Source organism: Streptomyces dangxiongensis (assembly GCF_003675325.1).
Taxonomy (GTDB): domain Bacteria; phylum Actinomycetota; class Actinomycetes; order Streptomycetales; family Streptomycetaceae; genus Streptomyces; species Streptomyces dangxiongensis.
Map to the genome: position 1 here is coordinate 3,707,512 of NZ_CP033073.1, position 22,864 is coordinate 3,730,375.

General features: G+C 74.4%; 20 protein-coding genes and 2 pseudogenes. 3 read left to right on the forward strand and 19 right to left on the reverse strand.

The features are described from left to right. The first annotated feature begins 69 nt into the window (after positions 1-69). Positions 70-765: a GntR family transcriptional regulator gene (locus D9753_RS16505; RefSeq protein WP_121787704.1), complete on the forward strand. Its 696-nt coding sequence runs from the start codon at positions 70-72 to the stop codon at positions 763-765. A gap of 107 nt (positions 766-872) precedes the next feature. Further along, positions 873-1,526 (forward strand): annotated as a pseudogene (locus D9753_RS16510) (hypothetical protein). A 64-nt stretch (positions 1,527-1,590) separates the two neighbouring features. On the opposite strand, the gene D9753_RS16515 reads toward D9753_RS16510, so the two are convergent. Both D9753_RS16515 and D9753_RS16520 read right to left on the reverse strand, forming a co-directional pair. Beyond that, complete coding sequence (locus D9753_RS16515) at positions 1,591-1,818, reverse strand: hypothetical protein (RefSeq protein WP_121787705.1); 228 nt, start codon at positions 1,816-1,818, stop codon at positions 1,591-1,593. 86 nt (positions 1,819-1,904) lie between these two features. After that, positions 1,905-3,188, reverse strand: a complete 1,284-nt coding sequence (locus D9753_RS16520; protein WP_121787706.1) for an adenylosuccinate synthase — start codon at positions 3,186-3,188, stop codon at positions 1,905-1,907. Between the two features lie 196 nt (positions 3,189-3,384). Between D9753_RS16520 and D9753_RS16525 the strand changes: the two genes are divergently transcribed. Continuing rightward, positions 3,385-4,257, forward strand: coding sequence for a diacylglycerol kinase family protein (locus tag D9753_RS16525; RefSeq protein WP_121787707.1), 873 nt, complete (start codon positions 3,385-3,387; stop codon positions 4,255-4,257). Positions 4,258-4,307: 50 nt separating this feature from the next. Here the strand turns inward: D9753_RS16525 and D9753_RS16530 are convergent, their stop codons facing one another. The 17 genes and pseudogenes from D9753_RS16530 to D9753_RS16610 form a co-directional block, all read right to left on the reverse strand. Beyond that, positions 4,308-5,528, reverse strand: coding sequence for a cytochrome P450 (locus D9753_RS16530; protein ID WP_121787708.1), 1,221 nt, complete (start codon positions 5,526-5,528; stop codon positions 4,308-4,310). A 470-nt stretch (positions 5,529-5,998) separates the two neighbouring features. After that, positions 5,999-6,666 (reverse strand): annotated as a pseudogene (locus D9753_RS16535) (response regulator). Next, positions 6,663-8,012: a sensor histidine kinase gene (locus D9753_RS16540; protein ID WP_394346713.1), complete on the reverse strand. Its 1,350-nt coding sequence runs from the start codon at positions 8,010-8,012 to the stop codon at positions 6,663-6,665. Before D9753_RS16540 ends, D9753_RS16535 begins: the two are co-directional and overlap by 4 nt. A gap of 114 nt (positions 8,013-8,126) precedes the next feature. Then, positions 8,127-8,801: a response regulator gene (locus tag D9753_RS16545; protein WP_121787710.1), complete on the reverse strand. Its 675-nt coding sequence runs from the start codon at positions 8,799-8,801 to the stop codon at positions 8,127-8,129. Beyond that, on the reverse strand, positions 8,798-10,183 hold the full coding sequence (locus D9753_RS16550) for a sensor histidine kinase (RefSeq protein WP_394346714.1): 1,386 nt from the start codon (positions 10,181-10,183) through the stop codon (positions 8,798-8,800). Before D9753_RS16550 ends, D9753_RS16545 begins: the two co-directional genes overlap by 4 nt. A gap of 10 nt (positions 10,184-10,193) precedes the next feature. Beyond that, the gene (locus D9753_RS16555; protein ID WP_240468186.1) at positions 10,194-11,450 is read right to left on the reverse strand and encodes an acyltransferase family protein; all 1,257 of its coding nucleotides are present in this window, start codon (positions 11,448-11,450) and stop codon (positions 10,194-10,196) included. Next, entirely contained in the window at positions 11,443-12,489 is a 1,047-nt protein-coding gene (locus D9753_RS16560) for an alpha/beta hydrolase (protein ID WP_121787712.1), read from the reverse strand. The genes D9753_RS16555 and D9753_RS16560 overlap by 8 nt, the downstream gene beginning before the upstream one ends. Before the next feature lie 159 nt (positions 12,490-12,648). Continuing rightward, positions 12,649-13,572 (reverse strand): alpha/beta hydrolase family protein, encoded by a 924-nt coding sequence (locus tag D9753_RS16565; RefSeq protein WP_121787713.1) that lies wholly within the window; start codon positions 13,570-13,572, stop codon positions 12,649-12,651. A 185-nt stretch (positions 13,573-13,757) separates the two neighbouring features. Continuing rightward, complete coding sequence (gene kynU / locus D9753_RS16570) at positions 13,758-14,942, reverse strand: kynureninase (protein WP_121787714.1); 1,185 nt, start codon at positions 14,940-14,942, stop codon at positions 13,758-13,760. Beyond that, positions 14,935-15,783 carry a tryptophan 2,3-dioxygenase family protein gene (locus D9753_RS16575; RefSeq protein ID WP_121787715.1) on the reverse strand — a complete coding sequence of 283 codons (849 nt, stop codon included), beginning with the start codon at positions 15,781-15,783 and terminating at the stop codon, positions 14,935-14,937. Before D9753_RS16575 ends, kynU begins: the two co-directional genes overlap by 8 nt. Before the next feature lie 151 nt (positions 15,784-15,934). Continuing rightward, positions 15,935-16,348 (reverse strand): DUF3151 domain-containing protein, encoded by a 414-nt coding sequence (locus D9753_RS16580; protein WP_121787716.1) that lies wholly within the window; start codon positions 16,346-16,348, stop codon positions 15,935-15,937. A gap of 181 nt (positions 16,349-16,529) precedes the next feature. After that, positions 16,530-17,552 (reverse strand): class II fructose-bisphosphate aldolase, encoded by a 1,023-nt coding sequence (gene fbaA, locus D9753_RS16585; protein ID WP_121787717.1) that lies wholly within the window; start codon positions 17,550-17,552, stop codon positions 16,530-16,532. Positions 17,553-17,704: 152 nt separating this feature from the next. Continuing rightward, entirely contained in the window at positions 17,705-18,253 is a 549-nt protein-coding gene (gene pyrE, locus D9753_RS16590) for an orotate phosphoribosyltransferase (RefSeq protein ID WP_121787718.1), read from the reverse strand. Positions 18,254-18,263: 10 nt separating this feature from the next. Next, the gene (locus tag D9753_RS16595) at positions 18,264-19,052 is read right to left on the reverse strand and encodes an aldose epimerase family protein (RefSeq protein ID WP_121787719.1); all 789 of its coding nucleotides are present in this window, start codon (positions 19,050-19,052) and stop codon (positions 18,264-18,266) included. 139 nt (positions 19,053-19,191) lie between these two features. Further along, positions 19,192-19,974, reverse strand: a complete 783-nt coding sequence (locus tag D9753_RS16600; protein ID WP_121787720.1) for an SRPBCC family protein — start codon at positions 19,972-19,974, stop codon at positions 19,192-19,194. Positions 19,975-20,067: 93 nt separating this feature from the next. Continuing rightward, positions 20,068-21,702, reverse strand: coding sequence for a polyamine aminopropyltransferase (locus D9753_RS16605; RefSeq protein ID WP_121787721.1), 1,635 nt, complete (start codon positions 21,700-21,702; stop codon positions 20,068-20,070). A gap of 79 nt (positions 21,703-21,781) precedes the next feature. Continuing rightward, positions 21,782-22,327 carry a DUF2617 family protein gene (locus D9753_RS16610; RefSeq protein WP_121787722.1) on the reverse strand — a complete coding sequence of 182 codons (546 nt, stop codon included), beginning with the start codon at positions 22,325-22,327 and terminating at the stop codon, positions 21,782-21,784. Positions 22,328-22,864 lie beyond the last annotated feature (537 nt).

Consider the following 22,864-nt stretch of genomic DNA (forward strand, 5'->3'; position numbering starts at 1 on the left):
TACGTACGCGCGTCGATCGCGTATGCGTACGAGTACGTCACCCCGGACCTGTGAGGAGAGGCACGGACCATGCCCGGTACCGGCGCCGTGACGCGCAGCACCCTGCGCCAGCAGATCGCGGACGCGCTGCGGGACGAGGTGCTGGCGGGGCGGCTGCGCCCGGGCCGGGCGTTCACCGTCAAGGAGATCGCCGACCAGTACGGCGTCTCCGCCACCCCCGTCCGCGAGGCGCTGGTCGACCTGTCGGCGCAGGGCATCCTGGAGGCTGACCAGCATCGCGGTTTCCGCGTGCCGGAGTACTCGCTCACCGACCACCGGAACATGATCGAGGCCCGCAGCCTGGTCACCGACGGCATGTTCCAGGCCCTCGTCGCGGACCACCCCGCCTTCCGCACCCCGCCGGACGACCCCCGCACGGCCGCCGCCCTGGCCACCGTGCGCCGCCGCGGCGAGGAGGCCCAGCGGGCCGCGACCGCCGGGGACCTCACGGTCCTCGTCGGCTACGACCTGCGGTTCTGGCGTGAGCTGAGCGCCCTGTTCGGCAACCCCTACCTCGGTGACTTCCTGCACCGCCTGCGGGTGCGCTCCTGGGTCTGCGCGGTGCAGCACCTGCTCCGCCTCCCCGACCTGCGCGGCCGGCTCTGGGCCGGGCACACCGATCTGGTCGACGCGCTGGCCCGGCGCGAGGCCGGGGCCGCCCGCGCGATCGTGGCCGCCTCGAACGCCCACGCGCTGGCACTGCTGGAACGCCTGGCCGACGGGTAGGTGACCGGTACGGCCAGCGGGGGAACCGCCCCGGGGCCGGACGCACTACCCTGCCCTGACCACCTGCTGTCGTGCGTGACCCGCGCTGCCGATGCGAGGAGCCTCTTTTGGCCTGTGACCTGTGGCTGGTGCCGCTCGTGGACGTCTTGTGCCACACCCCGGACAACCCTTTCGCCGAGGAACTCGCGCAGTACAACAAGGCGTTGGCCGAGTCCGGCCTGCCGCCGGTGCCGGTGTACCAGTACATGCCGGGTCTGTCCGGCGACGTCGCCCCGGTCGCCGGATTCGACTACGACGCCCTGCACTTCCTGCGCCGCGCCCACCTGCTCCAGGTCTGCGGCCTGCCGGTGACCCCGGTGGGACGAACTGGGCGGCGACTACGAGCAGTTGCTGGAGATGTTCGAGACGACCGCGCAGCAGTCGCACCTGGTCTGGCACTACGACCACGCGGGCGCGTACGTCCCCGTGGACTTCCCGCACCCGCTGTCCAATGACGAACTCCTCGCGGGCGGCGGGCCGCTGGGCAGCTCCCAGACCCTCCTGCGCGAACTCCAGCACGTCGCCCCGGTCATCGGCATCGACCCGGCGAACCCGCCGGCGCCGCCCACCCCGCCGGCCGGCCCGACGGAACTGGAGGAGAGCCGGCCGTCCCCGCCCCCTACGACCCCAGCCCCTTCGCCCGCGAACGCCACGTCTGGCTGGGCCTGCACGCGGCGGCGACCCGCTCACTGGCACAGGGCTCGATGATCGTGTTCAGTTGAGGCACGCCACCCGGGGCGCGGCGCCCCTGCCCACGGCGGCGGCTCCGACCGCGCCGGCGGGCCGTCACGGCCGCAGGCCGGGTACGCGGCCGATGAGGTGGATCACCGGGGGCCACAGCACCCCGCTCGCCATCAGCAGCGCGGGACCGAGGTGCACCGGGCACACCGGCAGGGGCGGCCTGTCGTGGCGGGCGATCTCGAAGACGGCGGGGTCGGAGCAGTCCGTGCCGCCGGCCCGGTGGCCCTCACCGCCGTACGGGCCCCGGCATCGTGCGTTCCGGTGGACGCCCATATGTCGATTGTGCACCGTGCACCACATGGCAGCGCCCGCCGGTCGCGCCCCGGAGGGACGGAACGGCGGGCGCTGTCGTGAGGTGGCTAGAGGAACGAGTTGATCTCGATCGTCTCGTCACGGCCCGGGCCCACGCCGATCGCGGAGATCGGGGCGCCGGACATCTCCTCCAGCGCCTTGACGTAGTTCTGGGCGTTCTTGGGCAGGTCGGAGAAGGACTTCGCCCCGGTGATGTCCTCGGACCAGCCCGGCAGGTTCTCGTAGACCGGCTTCGCGTGGTGGAAGTCGGTCTGGGAGTACGGCAGCTCCTCGACGCGCCTGCCGTCGATCTCGTACGCCACGCAGACCGGGATCTGCTCCCAGCCGGTCAGGACGTCCAGCTTGGTGAGGAAGAAGTCGGTCAGGCCGTTGACGCGGGTCGCGTAGCGGGCGATGACCGCGTCGAACCAGCCGCAGCGGCGGTCACGGCCGGTGGTGACGCCCCGCTCGCCGCCGATGCGGCGCAGCGCCTCACCGTCCGCGTCGAACAGCTCCGTGGGGAACGGGCCGGCGCCGACGCGGGTCGTGTAGGCCTTGAGGATGCCGATCACCCGGCTGATCTTCGTCGGGCCCACGCCGGCACCGGTGCAGGCGCCGCCCGCGGTCGGGTTGGAGGAGGTGACGAAGGGATACGTGCCGTGGTCGATGTCCAGGAGGGTGCCCTGGCCGCCCTCGAACAGGACGACCTTGTCGTCCTCCAGCGCCTGGTTCAGCACCAGGACGGTGTCGGCGACGTACGGCGCGAGCTTCTGCGCGTACGTCAGCAGCTCCTCGACGACCTGGTCGACGGCGATGGCCCGCCGGTTGTAGAGCTTGGTGAGGATCTGGTTCTTGACGTCGAGGGCCGCCTCCACCTTCTGGGTGAGGATCGACTCGTCGTACAGGTCCTGGACCCGGATGCCCACGCGGTTGATCTTGTCGGCGTAGGTCGGGCCGATGCCGCGGCCGGTGGTACCGATCTTGCGCTTGCCGAGGAAGCGTTCCGTCACCTTGTCGACGGTCACGTTGTACGGCGTGATGATGTGCGCGTTACCGCTGATCAGGAGCTTGGACGTGTCAACGCCACGCTCGTTCAGACCGCTCAGCTCGGAGAGCAGGACCGACGGGTCGACGACGACACCGTTGCCGATGACCGGCGTACAGCCGGGCGACAGGATTCCGGAAGGAAGGAGGTGCAGTGCGTACTTCTGGTCGCCGACGACCACCGTGTGGCCGGCGTTGTTGCCACCCTGGTATCGCACCACATAGTCGACGGAGCCACCGAGCAGGTCCGTCGCCTTTCCCTTGCCTTCGTCACCCCACTGAGCACCGAGCAGCACAAGTGCGGGCACGCGCGTACACCCCTTCCGGGCGGGGCATGTCCAAGGTCGGGGGCGTGGGCGTAAGGTTCACCGCCGCGTGCCACAGCGACCGCCGTTGGTCGCCGACCGTCGGACCGGATGCCCCGGAATAGACGAAGCCCCTGGCGCAATAGCGCAAGGGGCTCTTGCACAAAGATGCTACCCGAGGAAGCGAGGCAGGACCGAGGTGGCGACTTTCGCGACGTCCGATCAGCTGCTGGTGATCATCGATCCGGCGGCACGGCAGACGGACGGAGAGTCCGTGCGGATCGCGAAAGACGTGCTCAGCGCGGGTGCGGCGGCCAAGGTGTGTCTGCCGGAGGGGCCCGACGAATTCGCCCGCGCACTGGGCCGAAGGGGCTCGCGGCGGCCGGTGGTGATCGGCGACAGCCGGGCTCTGGTGCGGACCGTCGCCCTGCTGCACCGGCAGCGCGAGCTGGCCGGGTGCGCCCTGTCGGTGGTGCCGGTGGGCGACAGCACGCTCGCCGAGTCCCTCGGGGTGCCCGGCGGGACGGTGGCGGCGGCGCGGGCCGTGCTGGACGGCGCGGAACGGCGGCTGGACCTGCTGGTGGACGACAGTGACGGGGTGGTGCTGGGCGCGCTGGGCATTCCGCCGGCGCCGATGCGTGTGACCGCCGCCCAGCCGCTGCACGTCTCCGTGGGCCCGCCCTGGCTCCGCTCCCTGGTCCGCCCCCTGGCAGCGCGTCCGCTCCGTCTCTCCGCCGTGCCCTCCCCGGGGCCCACGCGGCTGCGGGTGGAGGTCGACGGCGAGACGGTCGTGGACCTGGACCAGCCGGTGGAGACGGTGTCGGTGGTCCCGGGCTCCCGCGGCGTGGCGGAGGTGGAGGTCCGCCCGCTGTCGGTGGGCGCGGCGGCGACTCCCCTGCTGACCTCCGGCCGCACGGTGACGGTCACCGGGGCGGACTTCCGCTACCGGGCGGACACGTCGGTGGCGGGGCCGGTACGGCGGCGGACCTGGCGGGTCCAGGAGGGGGCGTGGGGGCTGGTGCTGCCCCGCCACGCCCTCGCCGGCGGTCCGGCGGCGATAACCGACGTCTGACCCCGCGCCGGCCCTCCCCGGCCCCGGCGCGCCGTGTCACGCGGGCCGGGTCAGCGGATCTCCACGCTCAGCCCCCGCAGACCCCGGATCACGAAGTTCGGGCTGCGTTCCGGTTCCGCCGCCAGGGCCAGCGTGGGGGCCTGCCGGAGCAGCGCCGACAGGGACGCGGCCAGCTCGATGCGGGCCAGCGGGGCGCCGATGCAGTAGTGGATGCCGGCGCTGAAGGAGATGTGCGGATTGTCCTCGCGGGTGAGATCCAGGCGGCCGGGGTCGGTGAAGACGGCCGGGTCGTGGTTGGCGGAGCCGAAGAGCATGGCGATCTCCGCGCCGCGGGGGATCGTGGTGCCGTCGATCTCGATGTCGTCCAGGACCCAGCGTTCGAAGAGCTGGAGCGGGGTGTCGTAGCGCAGCAGCTCCTCGACCGCGGCCGGGACCAGGCTGTGGTCGGCGCGCAGGGCCGCCGCCTGGCCGGGGTTGCGGAACAGGGCCCACCAGCCGTTCACCGTGGCGTTGACCGTGGCCTCGTGGCCGGCGTTGAGCAGCAGGACCACCGTGGAGATCATCTCCTGCTCGGTGAGGCGCTCGCCCTCGTCGTGGGCCGCGATCAGCCCGGAGACCAGGTCCTGCCCCGGCTTCTCCCGGCGGGCCGCGATCAGTTCCCGCAAGTAGTCCGAGAACTCCGCCGACGCCCGTACCGCCCGCTGCGCCGTCTCCCGCGCCGGGTTCAGCTCGTACATCCCGCAGATGGCCGCCGACCAGGGGCGCAGCCGCCCCCGGTCCGCCTCCGGGATGCCCAGCATCTCGGCGATCACCGCGACCGGCAGCGGTTCCGCCACGTCCGTCAGCAGATCGCCGCCGCCCTCCCGGACGAGACCGGCGACCAGGTCGTCCGCCAGCCGGCGCACGTACGGCTCCAGCCGCTCCACCGTGCGCGGGGTGAACGCCTTCGACACCAGGCGCCTGATCCTGGTGTGGTCCGGCGGCTCCAGGTCGAGCATCCCGTGGTCGTTGAGGGTGTGGAACGGCTCGTGCTCCGGTGGCGGTGCGTTGCGGCCGAACTCCTCGTGCGAGAAACGGTGGCGGTAGGTGCGGCCGAGGCGGCGGTCGCGCAGCAGCGCCGAGACGTCCGTGTGGTGGGGGACCAGCCACTGGTCGGTCGGCTCGTACCGGATCACCCGGCCGCGCGCCCGCAGCTCCGCGTAGGCCGGGTACGGGTCCGCGACGAACGCCGGGTCCCAGGGGTCGAAAGCGAGGTCGGTGGGGCCTGCCATGCGGGGACGCTAACGCGTGCAGCGGCGTCTGACCAGGGGCGACGTTTTCCGGCCAGCCGGAGCTTCGGGCCTCCGCCCGGGCGCGGCCTCCGCCCGGGCGCGGCCTCCGCCCGGGCGCGGCTTCCGCCCGGGCGCGGCCTCCGCCCGGGCGCGGCCTCCGGGCCAGGCGGGGCTTCCGGCCAGGGGGGAGCTCCGGGCCAGGCGGGGCTTCCGGCCAGCGGCCAGGCGGGGCCTTCGGCCAGCGGCCAGGCGCGGCTTCGGGCCAGGCGGGGCCTCCGGCCAGGGGGAGCTCCGGGGCAAGCGGAGCTTTCGGCCAGCGGCCAGGCGCGGCTTCGAGTCAGGCGGGGTCTCCGGCAGGCGCCGCCTCCGTCCGGGGGGAGCCTCCGGCAGGCGCGGTCTCGGGCAGGCGGGGCCTCCGGCCGGGCGGGGTGGTGGGGAGCGGAGCGGGCGGGCGGGCGGGGCGGGTCGCGTCAGCCGGGCGTCACCAGTCGCGCCTCGTACGCGAACACCGCCGCCTGGGTGCGGTCCCTGAGGCCGAGTTTCACCAGGACGCGGCTCACATGGGTCTTGATCGTCGACTCCGCCACCACCAGCCGCTCGGCGATCTCCGCGTTGGACAGGCCCTGGGCGATCAGGACCAGAGCACCTCAGTCTCGCGTTCCGTCAGGTCCCCGTACGCCGCCCGCGCCGCCGGCATCAGACGCGGTGCCTCGGACAGCCGGGAGAACTCGGTGATCAGCCGTCTGGTGACCGTGGGCGCGAGGAGTGCCTCGCCGGACGCCACCACCCGGACGCCGTCGGCCAGCCGCCGGGCCGAGGCGTCCTTCAGGAGGAAGCCGGAGGCCCCCGCCCGCAGTGCCTGGTACACGTACTCGTCGAGGTCGAACGTGGTCAGCACGAGCACCTTCGCCGCCGCGTCCGCGGCCACGATCTCGCGGGTCGCCTCGATGCCGTTCAGCTCGGGCATGCGGATGTCCATCAGCACCACGTCCGGGGCGAGCCGCCGCACCTCGGCGACCGCCTCCCGGCCGTTGACGGCCTCGCCGACGACCTCGATGTCCGGCATCGCGTTCAGCAGGACCGAGAAGCCCTCGCGCACCATCATCTGGTCGTCGGCGACCAGTACGCGGATCGTCATGCCTCACCCTCGTTCACGGCCGCCGGCACCGGCAGGAACACCGTCACCTCGTATCCCCCGTCGGCCGTCGGGCCCGCCGTCATCTCGCCGTTCAGCATGGAGACGCGCTCCCGCATGCCCGTGATGCCGTGTCCGGCGCCGGGCGAGGCCTTGACGAGGTGCGGGGCCGGCGGCGGGTCGTTGACGACGCGCAGGCCCAGGCCGCCGAGGACGTACGCGATCTCGACCCGCGCGTCCGCACCCGGCGCGTGCCGCAACGTGTTGCTCAGCGCCTCCTGCACGATCCGGTACGCCGACAGCTCCACGCCCTGCGGCAGTTCCCGCACCGCGCCGGTCACCGTCCGGGTCACGTCCGGCCCGGCCGCCCGGACGTTGGCGAGCAGCCCGTCCAGGTCGGCGAGGGTGGGCTGCGGGGCGTCCGGCGCCTCGTAGTCCTCCGCGCGGACGACGCCCAGCACCCGGCGCAGCTCGGTCAGGGCCGCCACCGCGTTCTCCCGGATGGTGACGAAGGCCTTCTCCAGCTCCGGCGGCGGGTTCTGGACCCGGTAGGGCGCGGCCTCCGCCTGGATGGCCACCACCGACATGTGATGGGCGACCACGTCGTGCAGCTCGCGGGCGATGGTCGTGCGCTCCTCCAGCAGCGTGCGCCGCGAACGCTCCGCCGCGGTGGCCGTCCGCTGCGCGGTCACCTCCCGCTGGGCCTGCCGGCGGATCTGCCGGACGGCTACGACCAGCAGGACCAACGCGGAGACCACCAGCATCGGGCCCACGTCGGTGCCGTCGTGCTCCCAGCCGAAGATGCCGTCGGTCCACACGCCGTACAGGCCGGTCAGCGCCCACATCCAGGCCGCCGTGCGCGGGCGGGTGCGGGCCGCCACGATCGTGAGCACCAGCAGATGGGACACGAAGCTGCCCGGCAGCCAGGGCCAGCTCCCCCATCTGCTGCTGCCGAGGACGTTGACGACGCCGGTCGCCGCGAGCGACAGCCAGAACGCGCCGACCGGGCGCACCAGCGTCAGCAGGACCGGGGCCGCGGCGAGCAGTCCACCGAGGACGGACGGCCCGCCGACGGCCGTGTTCACCGCCCCGACGAGCAGCGCCACCAGCGCACCGGCCACCACCAGCGCGTGCGGTGTCCAGACCGCGTACGCCCGCGGCCGGCCCGACAGGTGGCGGGTCAGCGGGCCGTCCACGGCCGCGGAGGGCAGCGGACGGTAGGCGAAGGCGTCGCGGAACAGGTCCTGCCACAGCCCGCGCAGAGCGTCCACGACCAGCCGGAACTCCGGGCTGCGCGGCCTGCCGGACACGGACGGCCTCATCGGTTGCGTATACGTCGTCTCGGTCACGAGAAGAACGGTAGGCGCGGGCGGGAGCGCGGTCGTCAGCAGTGAGGGGGGTTCTCGGGGGTCCGCCTGAAGTACTACGGAGGCCGGGAGCGGGGGCGGCAGGCCCGGCGTGGGTCAGTAGCCGGAGGGGCGGATCAGGCCGGACTCGTAGGCGAAGACCGCCGCCTGGGTGCGGTCCCTGAGCCCCAGCTTCACCAGGATCCGGCCCACGTGCGTCTTCACGGTCTGCTCGGCCACGACGAGCCGCCCGGCGATCTCCGCGTTCGACAGGCCCTGCGCGATCAGCGCCAGCACCTCCGTCTCCCGGTCGGTCAGTTCGCCCACGCGCTGCCTGAGCGGGGGCCGCGGGGAGCCGTCCAGCCGGGAGAACTCCGCTATCAGCCGGCGCGTGATCCCCGGGGCGAGCAGGGCGTCGCCGGCCGCCACCACCCGCACCGCCTCGGCGAGCTGGTCGGCGGAGGCGTCCTTGAGCAGGAAACCGGAGGCCCCCGCGCGCAGCGCCTCGTACACGTACTCGTCCAGGTCGAAGGTGGTCAGCATCAGGACCCTGATGCCCGGGTGGTCCGCGGTGATGCGGCGGGTCGCCTCGATGCCGCCGAGTTCGGGCATGCGGATGTCCATCAGGACCACGTCCGGGGACAGTTCGGCGACCCGGGCGATCGCGTCCCGGCCGTCCACCGCCTGGCCGACCACCTCGATGTCCGGCTTCGTGTCGAGCAGCACGGTGAAGCCCTGCCGGACCATCTGCTGGTCGTCGGCGATGAGTACGCGGATGGAGCCGCTCGTCATGCGGTCGGTTCTCCTGACGGGGACGGGGAGGGGATCGGGGCCGGGCCGGGCGGGGGCGCGGACGGCGTGCCGTCCCGGGGGAGGAAGGCCGCCACGGCGAAGCCGCCGGCCGGGGTTCCGGCCGCCGTGACGGTGCCGCCGAGCATCGCCGCCCGCTCCCGCATGCCGAGCAGCCCGTGCCCGGCGCCCGTGGAGGGCGGGCCGGGGTGCCGCGGACGGGAGTTGGTCACCGCCAGGCGCACCCCGCCCCGGAGGTGCGCGACCTCCACCCGCACCCGGGAGCCCGGCGCGTGCCGCAGGGCGTTGCTCAGCGCCTCCTGCACGATCCGGTACGCCGACAGCTCCACCCCCGGAGCGTAGGGCCGGACCTTGCCCGTCACCTCGCAGGTCACGTCCAGGCCCGCCGCGCGGGTGTTCTCGATCAGCGCGTCGAGCCGGTCGAGCGTGGGCTGGGGGGCGTGGGGCGCCGCCCCGTTGCCGGGGTGCCCCAGCCCGTACGGGTCCTCGGGGTTCTCCGAACGCAGCACGCCGAGCACCCGGCGCAGCTCGGTGAGCGCCTCCAGCGCGTTCTGCCGGATGCCCGCGAGGTTCTCGACCAGCTCCCGCGGCGGCCGCTCGACGAGGTGCGGGGCCACCTGCGCCTGGATGGAGATGACCGACATGTGGTGCGCGACCACGTCGTGCAGCTCCCGCGCGATGCGGTTGCGCTCCTCGAGCAAGGTGCGGCGGGCCCGTTCCCCGGCGGTGAGGGTGGTCTGCTCGACGAGCTGGGCGCGGGCCTCCCGACGGCCGCGCAGGGCGCTGCCCAGCACCACGACGACCGTGGACAGCACCACCGTGACGACCCCGGTGGACTGGTGGTGCGCCCCGCCCCACCCGGCCTCCAGGAGGTAGGTGAGCAGCGCGGTCAGGGCCAGCGCCTCGACCGCCGCCCGGGTCCGCACCCGCAGGGCGAGCAGCAGCAGGACGAGCAGGTGCGCGATGATGCCGGCCGCGGTCCAGGGCCAGGTGAACGCCACCCCGGACACGCTGCCCAGTTTCCCGTGGACCGCGACGGCACCCACCAGGGTCTTCGTCATGGACAGCCACCAGCCCGCGACGGGCCGCCGCAGCGCGAGGACGACCGCGCAGCCCGACGCGAGAGCGACCAGGAAAGCCGGCCAGGCACCCAGGTGCCCGTTGTCCCTGAGCTGTGCCGCATCGCCGAGCGTGACCCCGAACGCGGCCAGGCACAGCAGGCCGTGCGGCAGCCAGCGCAGCCACACCGACAGGGGCAGCGGATCCGGCCGGACGGTCCACAGATCGGCACGCAGGTTCCGCGGCCAGCGCCGGATCCAGCCGGTGCGCACCACGGACACCCGGCGGCCCCCCGTTCCCCTCACGCGCCCCACCTTAGACACGGCGCCCCACCCGCGCGGCCTCCCGGTCCGTGTCCCGGTGCACCCGCACCACCCGCGAGCGTCTCCGCGCGCCCGGCGTGCCCCGGCCCGGACGGGGGCGGCGGGCCCCTTCCTCCAGGGAGTGGAACGCGGTCCGGCACACGCCCAGGACCAGGGCGAAGACCGGGAGCCAGAGGAGCCGGGCCGCCACCCAGGCGGCGCCGTCGGGCAGCGTGTGCAGGCCCGGCAGGCGACCGGCCGGGAGGGTGGCGACCGTCGTCACCAACAGCGCCGTCTGGTGCCACAGGAAGACCGTCATCGCGGACAGGTTGACCAGCGCGACCCCCGCCCACGCCGATGGGCGGCGCATCACCGAGCGCAGCCGGTCGCGCAGCAGCAGGGCCAGACCGCACTGGGCCACGCCGAAGGTGACGGCCGCCAGCGTCGGCGGGCCGAGGTTGGACACCGCGGCGCCCGGCACACCGACCATGGACGCGGGATAGCCCGCCCACAGGACGAGCGCGACCGTGGCCGCCGTACCGCCGAGCAGCAGGGTCCAGGCGGCGCGGCGGGTCACCGGCTCGCCGCGGGCCCAGGCCGCGCCCAGGGTGTACGGGACCAGCCAGCCCGCCGCCAGGTTCACCCAGCCCAGCCAGGACGGGCCGAGGTGCAGGCCGAAGCGGAGAACGTCCACGTGCAGGACGACGGCGAGCGGCCACAGCGGGTGGAGGCGGGCGACCAGCGGGGTGGCCGCCGTCAGGGTTACGAGGACCAGCAGGAACCACAGGGGTGACAGGGCCAGTTTCACCAGCGTGTGCAGCGTGACGAGGGAGGTGCCGCTCAGCAGCAGGACCGTCGCCGCCGCCGCCCACAGGCCGAGCAGCGCGGCGACCGGCCGGAGCAGTCGCGTCAGACGGGTGCGCAGCCAGACGCCGTACGGCACGCCGCGGGCGCGGGCCGAGACGAGGCCGCGGGTCGCCACATGGCCGCCGACCAGGAAGAACACGGCCAGCGTCTGGAACGCCCAGGAGAGGGGGGTCAGCCGCGGCAGGTGCTGCAGCGGGCTCGCCGTGTGCAGCGCGCCGTCCTCCGCGACCAGGGCGGTGACCAGCCAGTGGCCGAGAACGACACCGAGGATCGCGAAGGCCCGCAGGGCGTCCACCGCCCGGTCGCGGGAGGCGGGGGTGGCCGCGTCCACGCGCCGGGCACCCCGGCGGATCGCGTGCAGCGCGCGGCGCGGGGCACGGGCGCGCGGGGCGGGCTCAGCCACGGGACACCTCCGGACCCCTGCCGAGGGTGATCCGGGCCAGGTTGGCGAGGGCGGCCGAGCCCGGGCGGAAGTAGCCGCTGTGGTCGGCGCCGGCCGCGTCGAAGACCCGGGCGCCGAAGGCGCGGGAGACCGGGTCGGTGCCGAAGCCGACGGTGGTGAACAGGAGGTCGGCGCGGACGTGCGGGACGTACGCCACCCAGTCGTCGCTGCCGCGGGCCGCCCAGACACGGGCGGGCGTGTGCAGGCCCGCGACCGTGTCGGCGCCGGTGCCGGGGCTGCCGACGAGGGCGATGTCGTCGACGTCCAGGCCCGTGGCGGCGCGGGCGCAGACCACCGAGCCGTAGGAGTGGCAGAGGAGGGCGACGCGGGTCCGGGCGGGGGTGAGGGCCCGCAGCCGTCGTACGAGCGCCCGCAGGCGGGGCGCCGCCCGGTCGGCGCGGTCCGGGGTCGCCACCGCCGTACCGATCGTCGCCGGGGTCCGGTAGCCGAGCCAGGCGACGACCGCGACGCGGGCGCCGGCGGGGGCGCGGTGCCCGAGGTCCGCGTACAGGGACGCCGCCGCCCGGTGGAAGCGGGCGTAGGTGTCCAGGGAGGTGTCCGAGCCGGGCACGAGGACCGCCACCCGGTCGGCGTGGACCAGGTCGCCGAGGACCTCCGTGGCCAGGCCCGGACCCCGGCCGTCGAAGGAGAGGAGCCGGCGGGTGGGGGCGGCCAGGGCCCGTTCGGCGCCGGCACGGTGTGTGTCCCCGTGCGCGGCGGCCATCCGGGCCGCCTCGGCGGCGTCGGCCCGGTTCGCCTCGTACGCGGACGGGAGGGCTGCCGGCGTGAGGCGGGTGAGGACGGCGGGAGCCGGAGCGGGGATGTCCGGCCGGGCCGCCCCGGCGAGGGGGACGACGAGCCCGGCGGTGAGGAGCAGGGGGAGCAGAGCGCGCCGCCGGGCGCGGCGTGCTCCCGGGCGCGGGAGCGGTGCCGGTGGTCGGGGGACGCCGGTGGGATCCGGGACCGGCGGGCGCGGGACGTCGGTGTGGGGCTGCCCCATGGGTGGCTTCCTTTCGGGGCCCGGCCATCGGGCTTGTCCGAGAAGGAAGTTAGGAGGGGAGGACCGTCGTCGGCGTCCCGCCAGGGAGCTGTTCGGCGCCGTAGCTCTCAGGTACTACGGGTATGACCGGGGCCGGCCCCTACGTGGGAAGCGGGTGTGTCACCAGGCGAGCTGGGCGATCTCCTCCGCCACCACCGCGCAGGCGTCCGCCGCCGGGTCGATCAGCGGGAAGTGGCCCACGTCAGCCAGGAGCGTCAGCCCGGCGACCTCGCCCGCCTTCGCCGCGGCCTCGGCGTACGACTCGGCGACCGCCGGCGGCACCACCAGGTCCGCGCGGCCCTGGACCAGGGTCGTGGCGATGCCGGTCGGGAGGAGGAGGACGGGGTCCGCGTAGGCCCGGCGTTCCGCGAACACGGCGTTGCCGCCGAGGAGTTGCCGGGACGCGTGCCCGCAGACGCCGAGCTTCTCGGCCACCTCCAGGTCCGCGATCGGCGCGAGCGCGACGACTCCGCGCAGCGCCGCCGGCCCGCCGGTGCGCCAGGGGGCGTCCGCGGGGAGGACATGGCGGGCCGCCGCCCACAGGGCCAGGTGGCCGCCCGCCGAGTGGCCGGTGAGGACCGTACGGCCCGTGTCCGCCTGCGGGAGCGCCTCGTGGACCAGGGCGGGGAGGGCGTCCAGGGCCGCCGCGATGTCGTCGAGGGTGTCGGGCCAGCGGCCGGCGGGAGGCGTGTCCCCGTCCTCGGCATCCGGCTCGCGCGTCCCGGCGTCCTGTGCGGGGATCAGGGGCCGGCCACCGCGCCGGTACTCGACGTTGGCCACCGCGAAGCCCCGGCGGGCCAGGTGGTCCGCGAAGGGGGTGATGTGCCGGCGGTCGTAGCGGGCGCGCCAGGCACCCCCGTGCAGGACGACGACCAGGGGGGCCGGGGAGGCGGCGGACCCCGCGCCGGGGCGCGGGGCGTAGAAGTCGATCACCTGGTCGGGGTGGTCACCGTAGGCGGCCGTGACGTCGGGGTCGACCGCAGGGTGCGAGAAGGCCGACTCCTCTTCGGCGGCGGCGCGGGCTGCGGCGGCGTCGTCCGGCATGCTCCAACCTCTCAGCGACGGAACGGGATCGGCGGACCGGGCGGGGGCGGCCGGCCGTTGGCGGGGACGGTATCAGGCCGGTGACGTGCGGGGATACCGAGATGTCACGCCCGGTGAGGAGCACCCGGTGCGGTGGGGCGGGCCGGCCGGTGACGAGGTCCGGCCGTCCCGCCCCGTCCCGTTCCCTAGGCCAGCACCTCCGCCAGGATGCGCGCGGCCCGCTCGGTGTCCCGGAAGCCCACGTACAGCGGCGTGAACCCGAACCGGAGCACGTCGGGGTGGCGGAAGTCCCCGACGACCCCGCGCTCGACGAGGCGTTTCATGACCTCGCCGGCGTCCGGGCAGCGCAGGGCGATCTGACTGCCCCGCTCCTCGTGGCGTCCGGGTGTCACGCACTCCGTCCGCCCCGGCCCGGTGTACTCGGCCACGCACCGCAGGAAGAAGTCCGTCAGGGCGAGGGACTTCGCGCGGACCGCGGTGAGGGACACCCCGTCCCAGACCTCCAGGGCGGCCTCCAGGGCCAGCATGGAGAGGATGTCCGGCGTGCCGACCCGGCCGCGCGCAGCGCCAGGTGCCGGGGCGTAGGCCGGGCTCATGCCGAAGGGGTCGGCGTGGGAGTTCCAACCGGGCAGCGGGGAGTCGAAGCGGTCCTGGAGCGCGCCGCGCACGTACAGGTACGCCGGTGAACCCGGGCCGCCGTTCAGGTACTTGTAGGTGCAGCCGACCGCCAGGTCGACCCCGTGCTCGTCCAGGCCCACCGGCAGCGCGCCCGCGCTGTGGCACAGGTCCCAGACCGCGAGGGCGCCGGCGGCGTGGACCGCGGCGGTGAGCCCGGGCAGGTCGTGCAGGCGGCCGGTGCGGTAGTCGACGTGGTTGAGCAGGACCGCCGCCGTACGGCCGCCGAGGAGCCCCGGCACCTCCGCCGGGGTGACCGCGCGCAGGGTGCGCCCGGTCAGGCGGGCCGCCGACTCGGCGATGTAGCCGTCCGTGGGGAAGGTCGTGGCGTCGACCAGGATCTCGGTGCGGTCCTCGCCGGCCATGCGGGCCGCCGCCACGAGCGCCTTGAAGACGTTCACGCTGGTGGAGTCGCCGACGACGATCTGGCCCGGGGCGGCGCCGACCAGCGGGGCGATCCGGTCGCCGATCCGCTCGGGCGCCGTCCACCAGCCGCTCTCCTCCCAGGAGCGGATCCGCAGTTCGCCCCACTGGCGGCGGACCACGTCCTCGACCCGGCCCGGTACGTGCGCGGGCAGGGCGCCGAGCGAGTTCCCGTCCAGGTAGACCACGTCGTCGAGGACGAAACGGTCGCGCAGCGGGGCCAGCTCGTCCGCCGCGTCCAGCTTCTCCGCGAGCAGGCGCAGCTCAGACATGGGACCTCGCCGTCCACAGCTCGGGGAACACGTTCTTGCGGGCGCGCTTCTCCAGCCAGGCCACGCCGGCCGAACCGCCCGTGCCGGCCTTGGCGCCCATCGCGCGCCGGGTGGCGACGAGGTGGTCGTTGCGCCAGCGCCACACCAGTTCGGCCACGTCCGTCAGCGCCTCGCCCAGCCGGGCGATCTCGTCGCTCTCGTCGTCCGCGTAGACGGCGGCCCAGGCGGTCTCCACGGCCTCCGACGGCTCGTAGCGCCGGGTGACGTCGCGGTGCAGCACGGAGTCGGGGATCGCGTGGCCGCGGCGCGCGAGGAGCCGGACGACCTCGTCGTACAGGCTCGGCTCGTGCAGGGCCTTCTCCAGTTCCGCGTGGACGCGCGGGGCGCCGCGGTGCGGGACGAGCATGGACGCCGACTTGTCGCCGAGCAGGAACTCCAGGCGCCGGTACATCGCCGACTGGAAGCCGGAGCCCTCGCCGAGCGCGCTCCGGTAGCTGTTGAACTGCGCGGGGGTAAGCTGGCCGAGCGGCTTCCAGGAGGCGTTGAGCGCCTCCAGCTCGCGCACGGACCGCTTCAGCGCGGCGATCGCGGTGGGCACGTCGTCCGAGCGGAGCGCCTTCGCGGCGGTCTCCCACTCGTGCACGAGGACCGTGAACCACAGCTCCATGACCTGGGTGGTCACCAGGAAGACCATCTCTCCGGGGTCGTCGGAGAGGGTGTGCTGGAGATGGGTGAGCACGTCCGCCTTGACGTAGTCCTCGTACGGCGTCGTACCCGCGAAGTCGAGATGCGGGGTCTCGGGCTCAGTGGCCTCGGAAGGGGGGTGAGCCTGGTGGGACATCGCTGTCTCCTGTGTTACTCCGGGTAGCGGTCCGCCCCTGCCGATGCCGGCACGGGGGCCCCGGTCCCCACACCGCATCCTCCGCATTCCCCCCGGAAACGGCAAGGCCCGTCCGCTGCCGGACGGGCCACACCGGTGGTCGCACCCGGGGTCAGCCCAGCGTGCGGACCGCCGTCGGCGAGGAGTCCTCCAGGAACTTCGCGCAGCGCTCGTGCTCGTCCTGCTCACCGATGACCCCGGCGGCGCGGGCGAGGGCGTGCAGGGCCCGCAGGAAGCCGCGGTTCGGCTCGTGCTCCCACGGCACCGGGCCGTGTCCCTTCCAGCCGCTGCGGCGCAGGGCGTCCAGACCGCGGTGGTAACCCGTACGGGCGTAGGCGTACGACTCCACGACCGCGCCCCGCTCGAACGCCTCGTCGGCCAACTGGGCCCAGGCGAGGGAGGAGGTGGGGTACCGCGCGGCGACGTCGGCGGGCGCGGTGCCGTCCGCCAGCAGCCGGCGGGGCTCCGGATCGTCCGGGAGGTGCGTGGGGGGCGGGCCGCCGAGGAGGTTCTCGTGAATCGTCATGGGTTCAGTCTCGCGCACGCGGACACGGCCGACGGCGCCCGGGCCGGATGCCGGGAAGGTGAGCGGCCCGGGGCGGAGCAGACGGAGGGCCCGGGCCGGGCAGGCAGAGGGCAGGCGCGGGGGCGGGCAGGCGCAGGGCCCGGCGCCGTGACGGCCGCCGGGCCCACCGGGGGGTACCCGCTTACTTGATCTTGTTGCCCGCGGAGCGGAGGTGCTGCGTGGCCTCGAGGACGCGCGCGGCCATGCTCGCCTCGGCCAGCTTGCCCCAGGTGCGCGGGTCGTAGGCCTTCTTGTTGCCGACCTCGCCGTCGACCTTCAGGACGCCGTCGTAGTTGCGGAACATGTGGTCGACGACCGGACGGGTGAAGGCGTACTGGGTGTCCGTGTCGAGGTTCATCTTCACGACGCCGTTCTCCAGCGCGGTCTGGATCTCCTGCTCGGTGGAGCCGGAGCCGCCGTGGAAGACGAAGTCGAACGGGGACGCCTTGCCGAAGCGGGCGGCGACGCCCTCGTTCAGCTCCTTGAGCAGCTCCGGGCGGAGGACGACGTTGCCCGGCTTGTACACGCCGTGCACGTTGCCGAAGGAGGCGGCCAGCAGGTAGCGGCCCTTGTCGCCCAGCCCCAGGGCCTCGGCGGTGCGGATCGCGTCGTCGACCGTGGTGTAGAGGGAATCGTTGATCTCGTGCGAGACACCGTCCTCCTCGCCGCCGGTCGGGGTGATCTCCACTTCGAGGATGATGTGCGCGGCGCGGGCCTGCTCCAGCAGCTCCTGCGCGATCTCCAGGTTGTCGGCGAGGGTCTCGGCCGAGCCGTCCCACATGTGCGACTGGAACAGCGGGCCGAGGCCGGCGTCCACGCGCTTCTTCGACAGCGCGATGAGCGGGCGTACGTACCCGTCGAGCTTGTCCTTCGGGCAGTGGTCCGTGTGCAGGGCGATGTTGACCGGGTACTTCTCGGCGAGGATGTGGGCGTACTCGGCGAGCGCGACCGCGCCGGTCACCATGTCCTTGCTGTACTGGCCGCCGAGGAACTCGGCACCACCGGTCGAGATCTGGACGATGCCGTCGCTCTCCGCCTCCGCGAAACCGCGCAGCGCCGCGTTCAGGGTCTGGCTCGAGGTGACGTTGATGGCCGGGTAGGCGAACTTGCCTGCCTTCGCCCGGTCGAGCATCTCGTTGTAGACCTCGGGGGTTGCGATGGGCATCTGTCCGCTCCTTGTGTTGCGGGTGGATTCTGCGTTACGGCCCTGACCTAGACCTGGGGTGCGACGTCATCGTCGGCCCCATCCTTCCAGACACGACGTGCCCGCCGGCGCGATGGTGGGCACCCCGGCCAAGTCCAGGTCATACCGGTCCGTCAGTCCAGACCCAGTTCATCCTTCGAGAAGGCGAAACGGTACGGAACACCCGCGCCGGCCTGGATCTTCTCGGCCGCGCCGGTCGCCCGGTCCACGATGGTCGCGACGGCGACGACCTCGGCACCGGCCTCGCGCACCGCCTCCACGGCGGTCAGCGGGGAGCCGCCGGTGGTGGAGGTGTCCTCGACGACGAGCACACGGCGGCCCGCGATGTCCGGGCCCTCCACGCGCCGCTGCAGGCCGTGCGCCTTCGCCGCCTTGCGGACGACGAACGCGTCCAGCGTGCGCCCGCGCGCGGCGGCGGCGTGCAGCATGGCGGCGGCGACCGGGTCGGCGCCCATGGTGAGGCCGCCGACCGCGTCGAACTCCAGGTCCGCGGTCAGGTCCAGCAGCACCTGGCCGACCAGCGGGGCGGCCTCGCCGTCGAGGGTGACGCGGCGCAGGTCGACGTAGTAGTCGGCCTCCAGACCGGAGGAGAGAGTCACCTTGCCGTGCACCACGGCCTTGTCCTTGATCTGCTGAAGCAGCGCGCCACGTACGTCCGTCATGGCAGCCAGCTTAAAGGCGCCGCCAGCTCCAGGTGGTCGTCGCCTCCAGCGGCTCCAGCGGGGTGACCAGGCGCGGGTGGGTGTTCAGGCCGTTGGGCGGGCCGGTCTGCGGTTCCACGCAGACGGCCTCGGCCTGCTCGTCGTAGACCACCACCCACTTCTCCCGGCTGGTCACCGCCAGCTCAAGCTGCCCGGGCCAGGTGAGGGTGACGCCGACGCCGTCCGGCATGCCGAAGCAGTCGTCCCAGGGGCCGGGCCTCGGATCGACGCGCTGGCCGGTGGGCAGGTGGTCGTCACCGCGCTCCTCCTGCCAGGCGGGCGTGAAGTCCAGCCGCACGTCCTCGCCGCCGAGGTTCCGGTGGAACCACGGGTGCCAGCCGATCTGCGCCGGGAAGGAGTCGTCGTACGTCTCGACGGACACCGTCAGCGTCAGGGCGTCCTCGGCGAGCGCGACGATCTGGGTGACGCGGCCGGTGTGCGGCCAGGGATCGGTCAGCTCGTACGTGATCACCGCCTCGTTCTCCGTGACGCGCGCGGTGCGCCAGGCGCCGTCGCGCGCGGTGCCGTGGATGGCGTGCGGCGGGGCGTTGAGCGGCATCCGGCGGAGGGTGGCGCCGTCCAGGAAGCGGCCCTCCCGGATCCGGCCGCACCAGGGCACCATCGGGAAGCAGCCGTAGCGCTCGCCCTGCCGCAGCAGCTCCGTACCGCCGATCCGGAGTCCGCCGATCCGGCCGCCGTTGCCGGGTCTTACGCTCACTTCCGCGTCGCCCGCGGTCAGCGTGATGTCTTCGTCGCTCACGGGACCGACCCTACTGGGGCGATCAAGAGGGCACGCCCGAGCGACTCGGCGACACTCACCCACGGCACGGGTCGCGCACGGCGCGGGTCAGCGACGCTGGCGCACGGCGCGGGCCGACGGCGCTCACCCACGGCGCGGGTCAGCGGCGTTTGCGGAGGGCGCGGGTCAGGACGACCGCCGAGGCGAGGGCCAGAGCGGCGGCGGGGGCCGCCCAGCGCAGGGCGGGGTTGCCGGCAATGGTCTGGGGGGCCGGTACGGGAGCGTAGCGGCCGCGCGGCGGGGCGTGGTCGACCTCCTCGGCGCTGCGGCCGATCATCGTCCGGCGGGCGTGCGCGGCCTCGGCCGGCGGATCACCGGTGTCGGTGAAGTCGTCGGTGAGGCGGTCGGGGCACGCGTCGTCGCCGCCAGGTTCGTCGTCCGCGCCGGGAACCGGCGACGAGGCGGGCACCTCGGCCTCGTACCGGGACCCGCGGACCCCGGCGCCGGGTTCCGGCTCCTGGGCCCCGTCCGTCGCCAGGGCGGCCACGAAGCGGTTCAGCAGTCGTGTCGCCGCCGAGGTCACCGCCTCCGACGGCAGTTCCGTGATGCGGCCGTCCGCGTCCGCGGTGCCCCGTACGGTGACCGTGCAGCCGCCGTCGCCGTCCGCGAGGCGCAGGGTCAGGGCGAGTCTGACCGATCCGTCGCCGCGGGCCTCGCCCGCTTCAGCGTCGACGGCGTACGTGCCGTCCGCCCGGGCCGTCACCCGCAGCGCGCCCCGGTAGGTGACGGAGTGTCCGCCGACGCGCAGCTTCAGCCGGCCGGCGATCGGTGCGGCACCGGCGTCCTGCTGCAGTCCGGGAACCGCCCGGGCGACGCGCGCGGGGTCGGCCAGCGCCGCCCTGAGCCGTTCGGCGGAAACCGGGACGAAGACCTGGTGCTCCATGTCCGGTGAGCCTACCCAGTCCCCACGGATACGCACCCGGCTCCGCCACAGGCATCACCCCCGCTCGCGGAACCCGTCCGCCCCGGCCGGCTCTCAGTACCGTGGACGGAGCAGGGTCGACGCCCGCAGGCCGCCGACGCGGGTGCGTTCCGCCGCCTCGGCGTCGGAGGCGAGGGCTGCCAGGGCCGGGCTGGGCGGGTGACCGGGGCCCGGGCGCAGGGCTGGTGGGGTGCGGCCCGGTGCCGCCAGGAGGAAGCCCCAGTCGTGCGGGGCGCCGGAGGTGCGGTCGGGGCCGGCCGCGGGGCCGGAGCCGTCGCCGGGGACCCGGTAGGGCGAGGTGGCGAAGCCGGCCGCACGGAGTGTCGCGGCGACGGTCCAGAAGGCGCGGGGCCGGCCGGTGACGGGCCCGGCGTGCACCGCCAGACGGCCGTCCGCGGCCAGGACCCGGCGGACGAGGCCGTAGAACTCCTGGGAGTACAGCTTGGTGCCGGCGGTGACGCCGGGGCCGGGGAGGTCGGCGATCACGACGTCGTACGCCGGTCCCTGGGCCTCCCGCAGCCAGGTGAGCGCGTCGGCGGTGGTGACGTGGACGCGCGGGTCGGCGAGGGCGTGCCCGTTGGCGGCGGACAGGCCGGGGTCGCGGCGGGCGAGGTCCACCAGGCCGGGGTCGAGTTCGACGACGTCGACGCGGTGGACGCCGCTCCGGCGCAGCACCTCGCGGGCGGCCAGGCCGTCGCCGCCGCCCAGGACCAGGACGCGCGCGTGGGGGCCGGCGAGGGCGGGGTGGACCAGGGCCTGGTGGTAGCGGGGTTCGTCCCGGCCGCCGGCCCGGAGCCGGCCGTCGAGGTAGAGGCCGAGGGGCCGGCCGCCGGTGCCGCCGGTGCCGCCGGTCAGGACGATCTCCTGGACGCCGGTCCGCACGGCCGCCCGGACGTCCGTGCCGTACACGGCGCGGCGGGCGGCCCGCTCGAAGTCGCCGCTGAGGGCGGCGGCGGTGGCGAGGATCCCGAGGACGAGGAGGCCGGCGAGGAGGAGGGTCCAGCGGGCGCGGCGGGTGAGGTCGCGGCGGAAGAGGCCGAGGACGAGGGCGCCGCCCGCGACCACGTTGACCGTGCCGGTGAGCAGCGCGCCGGTCAGTTGGCCCAGGTACGGCAGGAGCAGGAAGGGGAAGGCCAGGCCGCCGACGAGGGCGCCGACGTAGTCCGCGGCGAACAGGTCGGCCACGGCGCCGCCCGCGTCCTGCCGGCGGATGCGCTGGGTCAGCTCCATGAGCAGGGGGATCTCGGCGCCGATGAGCAGGCCGATGATGAGGGAGAGGGCGACCAGCAGGCAGCGCGGGCCGCCGGCCCACATGCCGCCCCAGCCGCCGGTCCAGGCGAACACGGCGTACAGCGCCATGGCGCTGCATCCGCCGACCAGGGCCAGGGCCGACTCGACCGCGCCGAACCCGGCGGCCGCGTGCCGCCGCAGCCGTTTGGCGCCGAGGGAGCCGATGCCCATGGCGAACACCATGACGGACAGCACGACGGAGGCCTGGGTGACCGAGTCGCCCGTCAGGTACGAGGCGAACGCGACGAGTTCCAGCTCGTACACCAGCCCGCAGGCCGCGCAGACGAACACGCACACGAGGACCAGGAACCGCCCGGTGCCGGGCCGGACGGGCAGCCGCGCGGGGCCCGTCCGGGCGGGCGGGGCGCCCGGGGGCGCGGGGGTGTGCGTTTCGATCACATTGCGACGTTACGTCACACAATGGGTACGCCTCGTCACCCACACGTGTGGATCTGACGGCAGTTGACGGATTTCGGGTTTATGCCGCCCGGGACCGGTCCCTGCCCGGCCGTCCCGCCGCCGTCCGGGCACCGACCCGGGTCCGGGTGGCCACTAGCTGCCCGTCCTGCGGGTAGGCGTGCCAGGTGCGCCAGTGCACCTGCCCCTCGTGGCGCTGGGCGAGCATCGCGGTGAAGGCGTGGGGGCTGCCGGGGAAGACGCCGGCCAGGCCGTGCGGATGGTCGCAGACGAGGGCCAGCAGTTCCTGGGCGCGGCCCTCGAAGGAGCCGGGCGGGAGGACCTCGACGCGGGCGGCGAACTCGTACTCCCAGTCGCCGACGCGTTTGGCGACGCCCACCGGCAGCGGGGTGCTGGAGCCGGGGATGCAGGCGACGGTCTCCGAGCAGCTACTGCGGCGCTCCTCGAGGAGGATCTGGTGGGACGCGCCGAGCAGGCGCAACTGGAGCTTGGCTCCGGTGAGTTCGAGGTCGAGGGTGGCCAGGGCGGGCAGCGGTTCGCGTCCCAGGGCCCAGGCGAGGTCGGCAGCCCGTGTATCGGTGTAGGAGGTGTTCAGGGTCGTGAGCATGGGTCGGCTCCGCTAACGCGCAAGGAGGAGGGAGATCGGCCTGTCAGTCCGGTCGGCCCGGCCGCAGGGGGGCCAGGGGGACGCCGAGGGGCTGCGTCGGCGTTGTAGAGAGAACCACGAACTGTGGTGACGCCACAGCGTTTTTACCCAACTCCGCCGGGTTTCCATCCCCCGGGGGGCTCAACAGCTCAACTGTTCAACCATGGCCGTGCGGCGGGCGCGCGACCGGAACGGGCGAACGCCCGCCGGATGTTCGTATCCGACGGGCGTCCGGGTGCGGCCCGGATGCGGTTCCCCCCGCTTCCGGAAGCTCTGCCCCGTGTCAGCCGCCTCCCCCGCATCCGCCCCCGCCGCCGCCGCACGACGATCCCCCGCCACAGGAGTGGCCGCCGCCGCAGGAGTGACCTCCGTGGTGCCCGCCGTCCGACCCGGAGGCCGCGCCCAGGCCGCCCGCCCACCAACTGGTGTTGCCGCCGTCGGAGGACGATGACGACGATGCCGATGACGAGCGGGACGGCCGGCCGCGCCCGCCGCCCT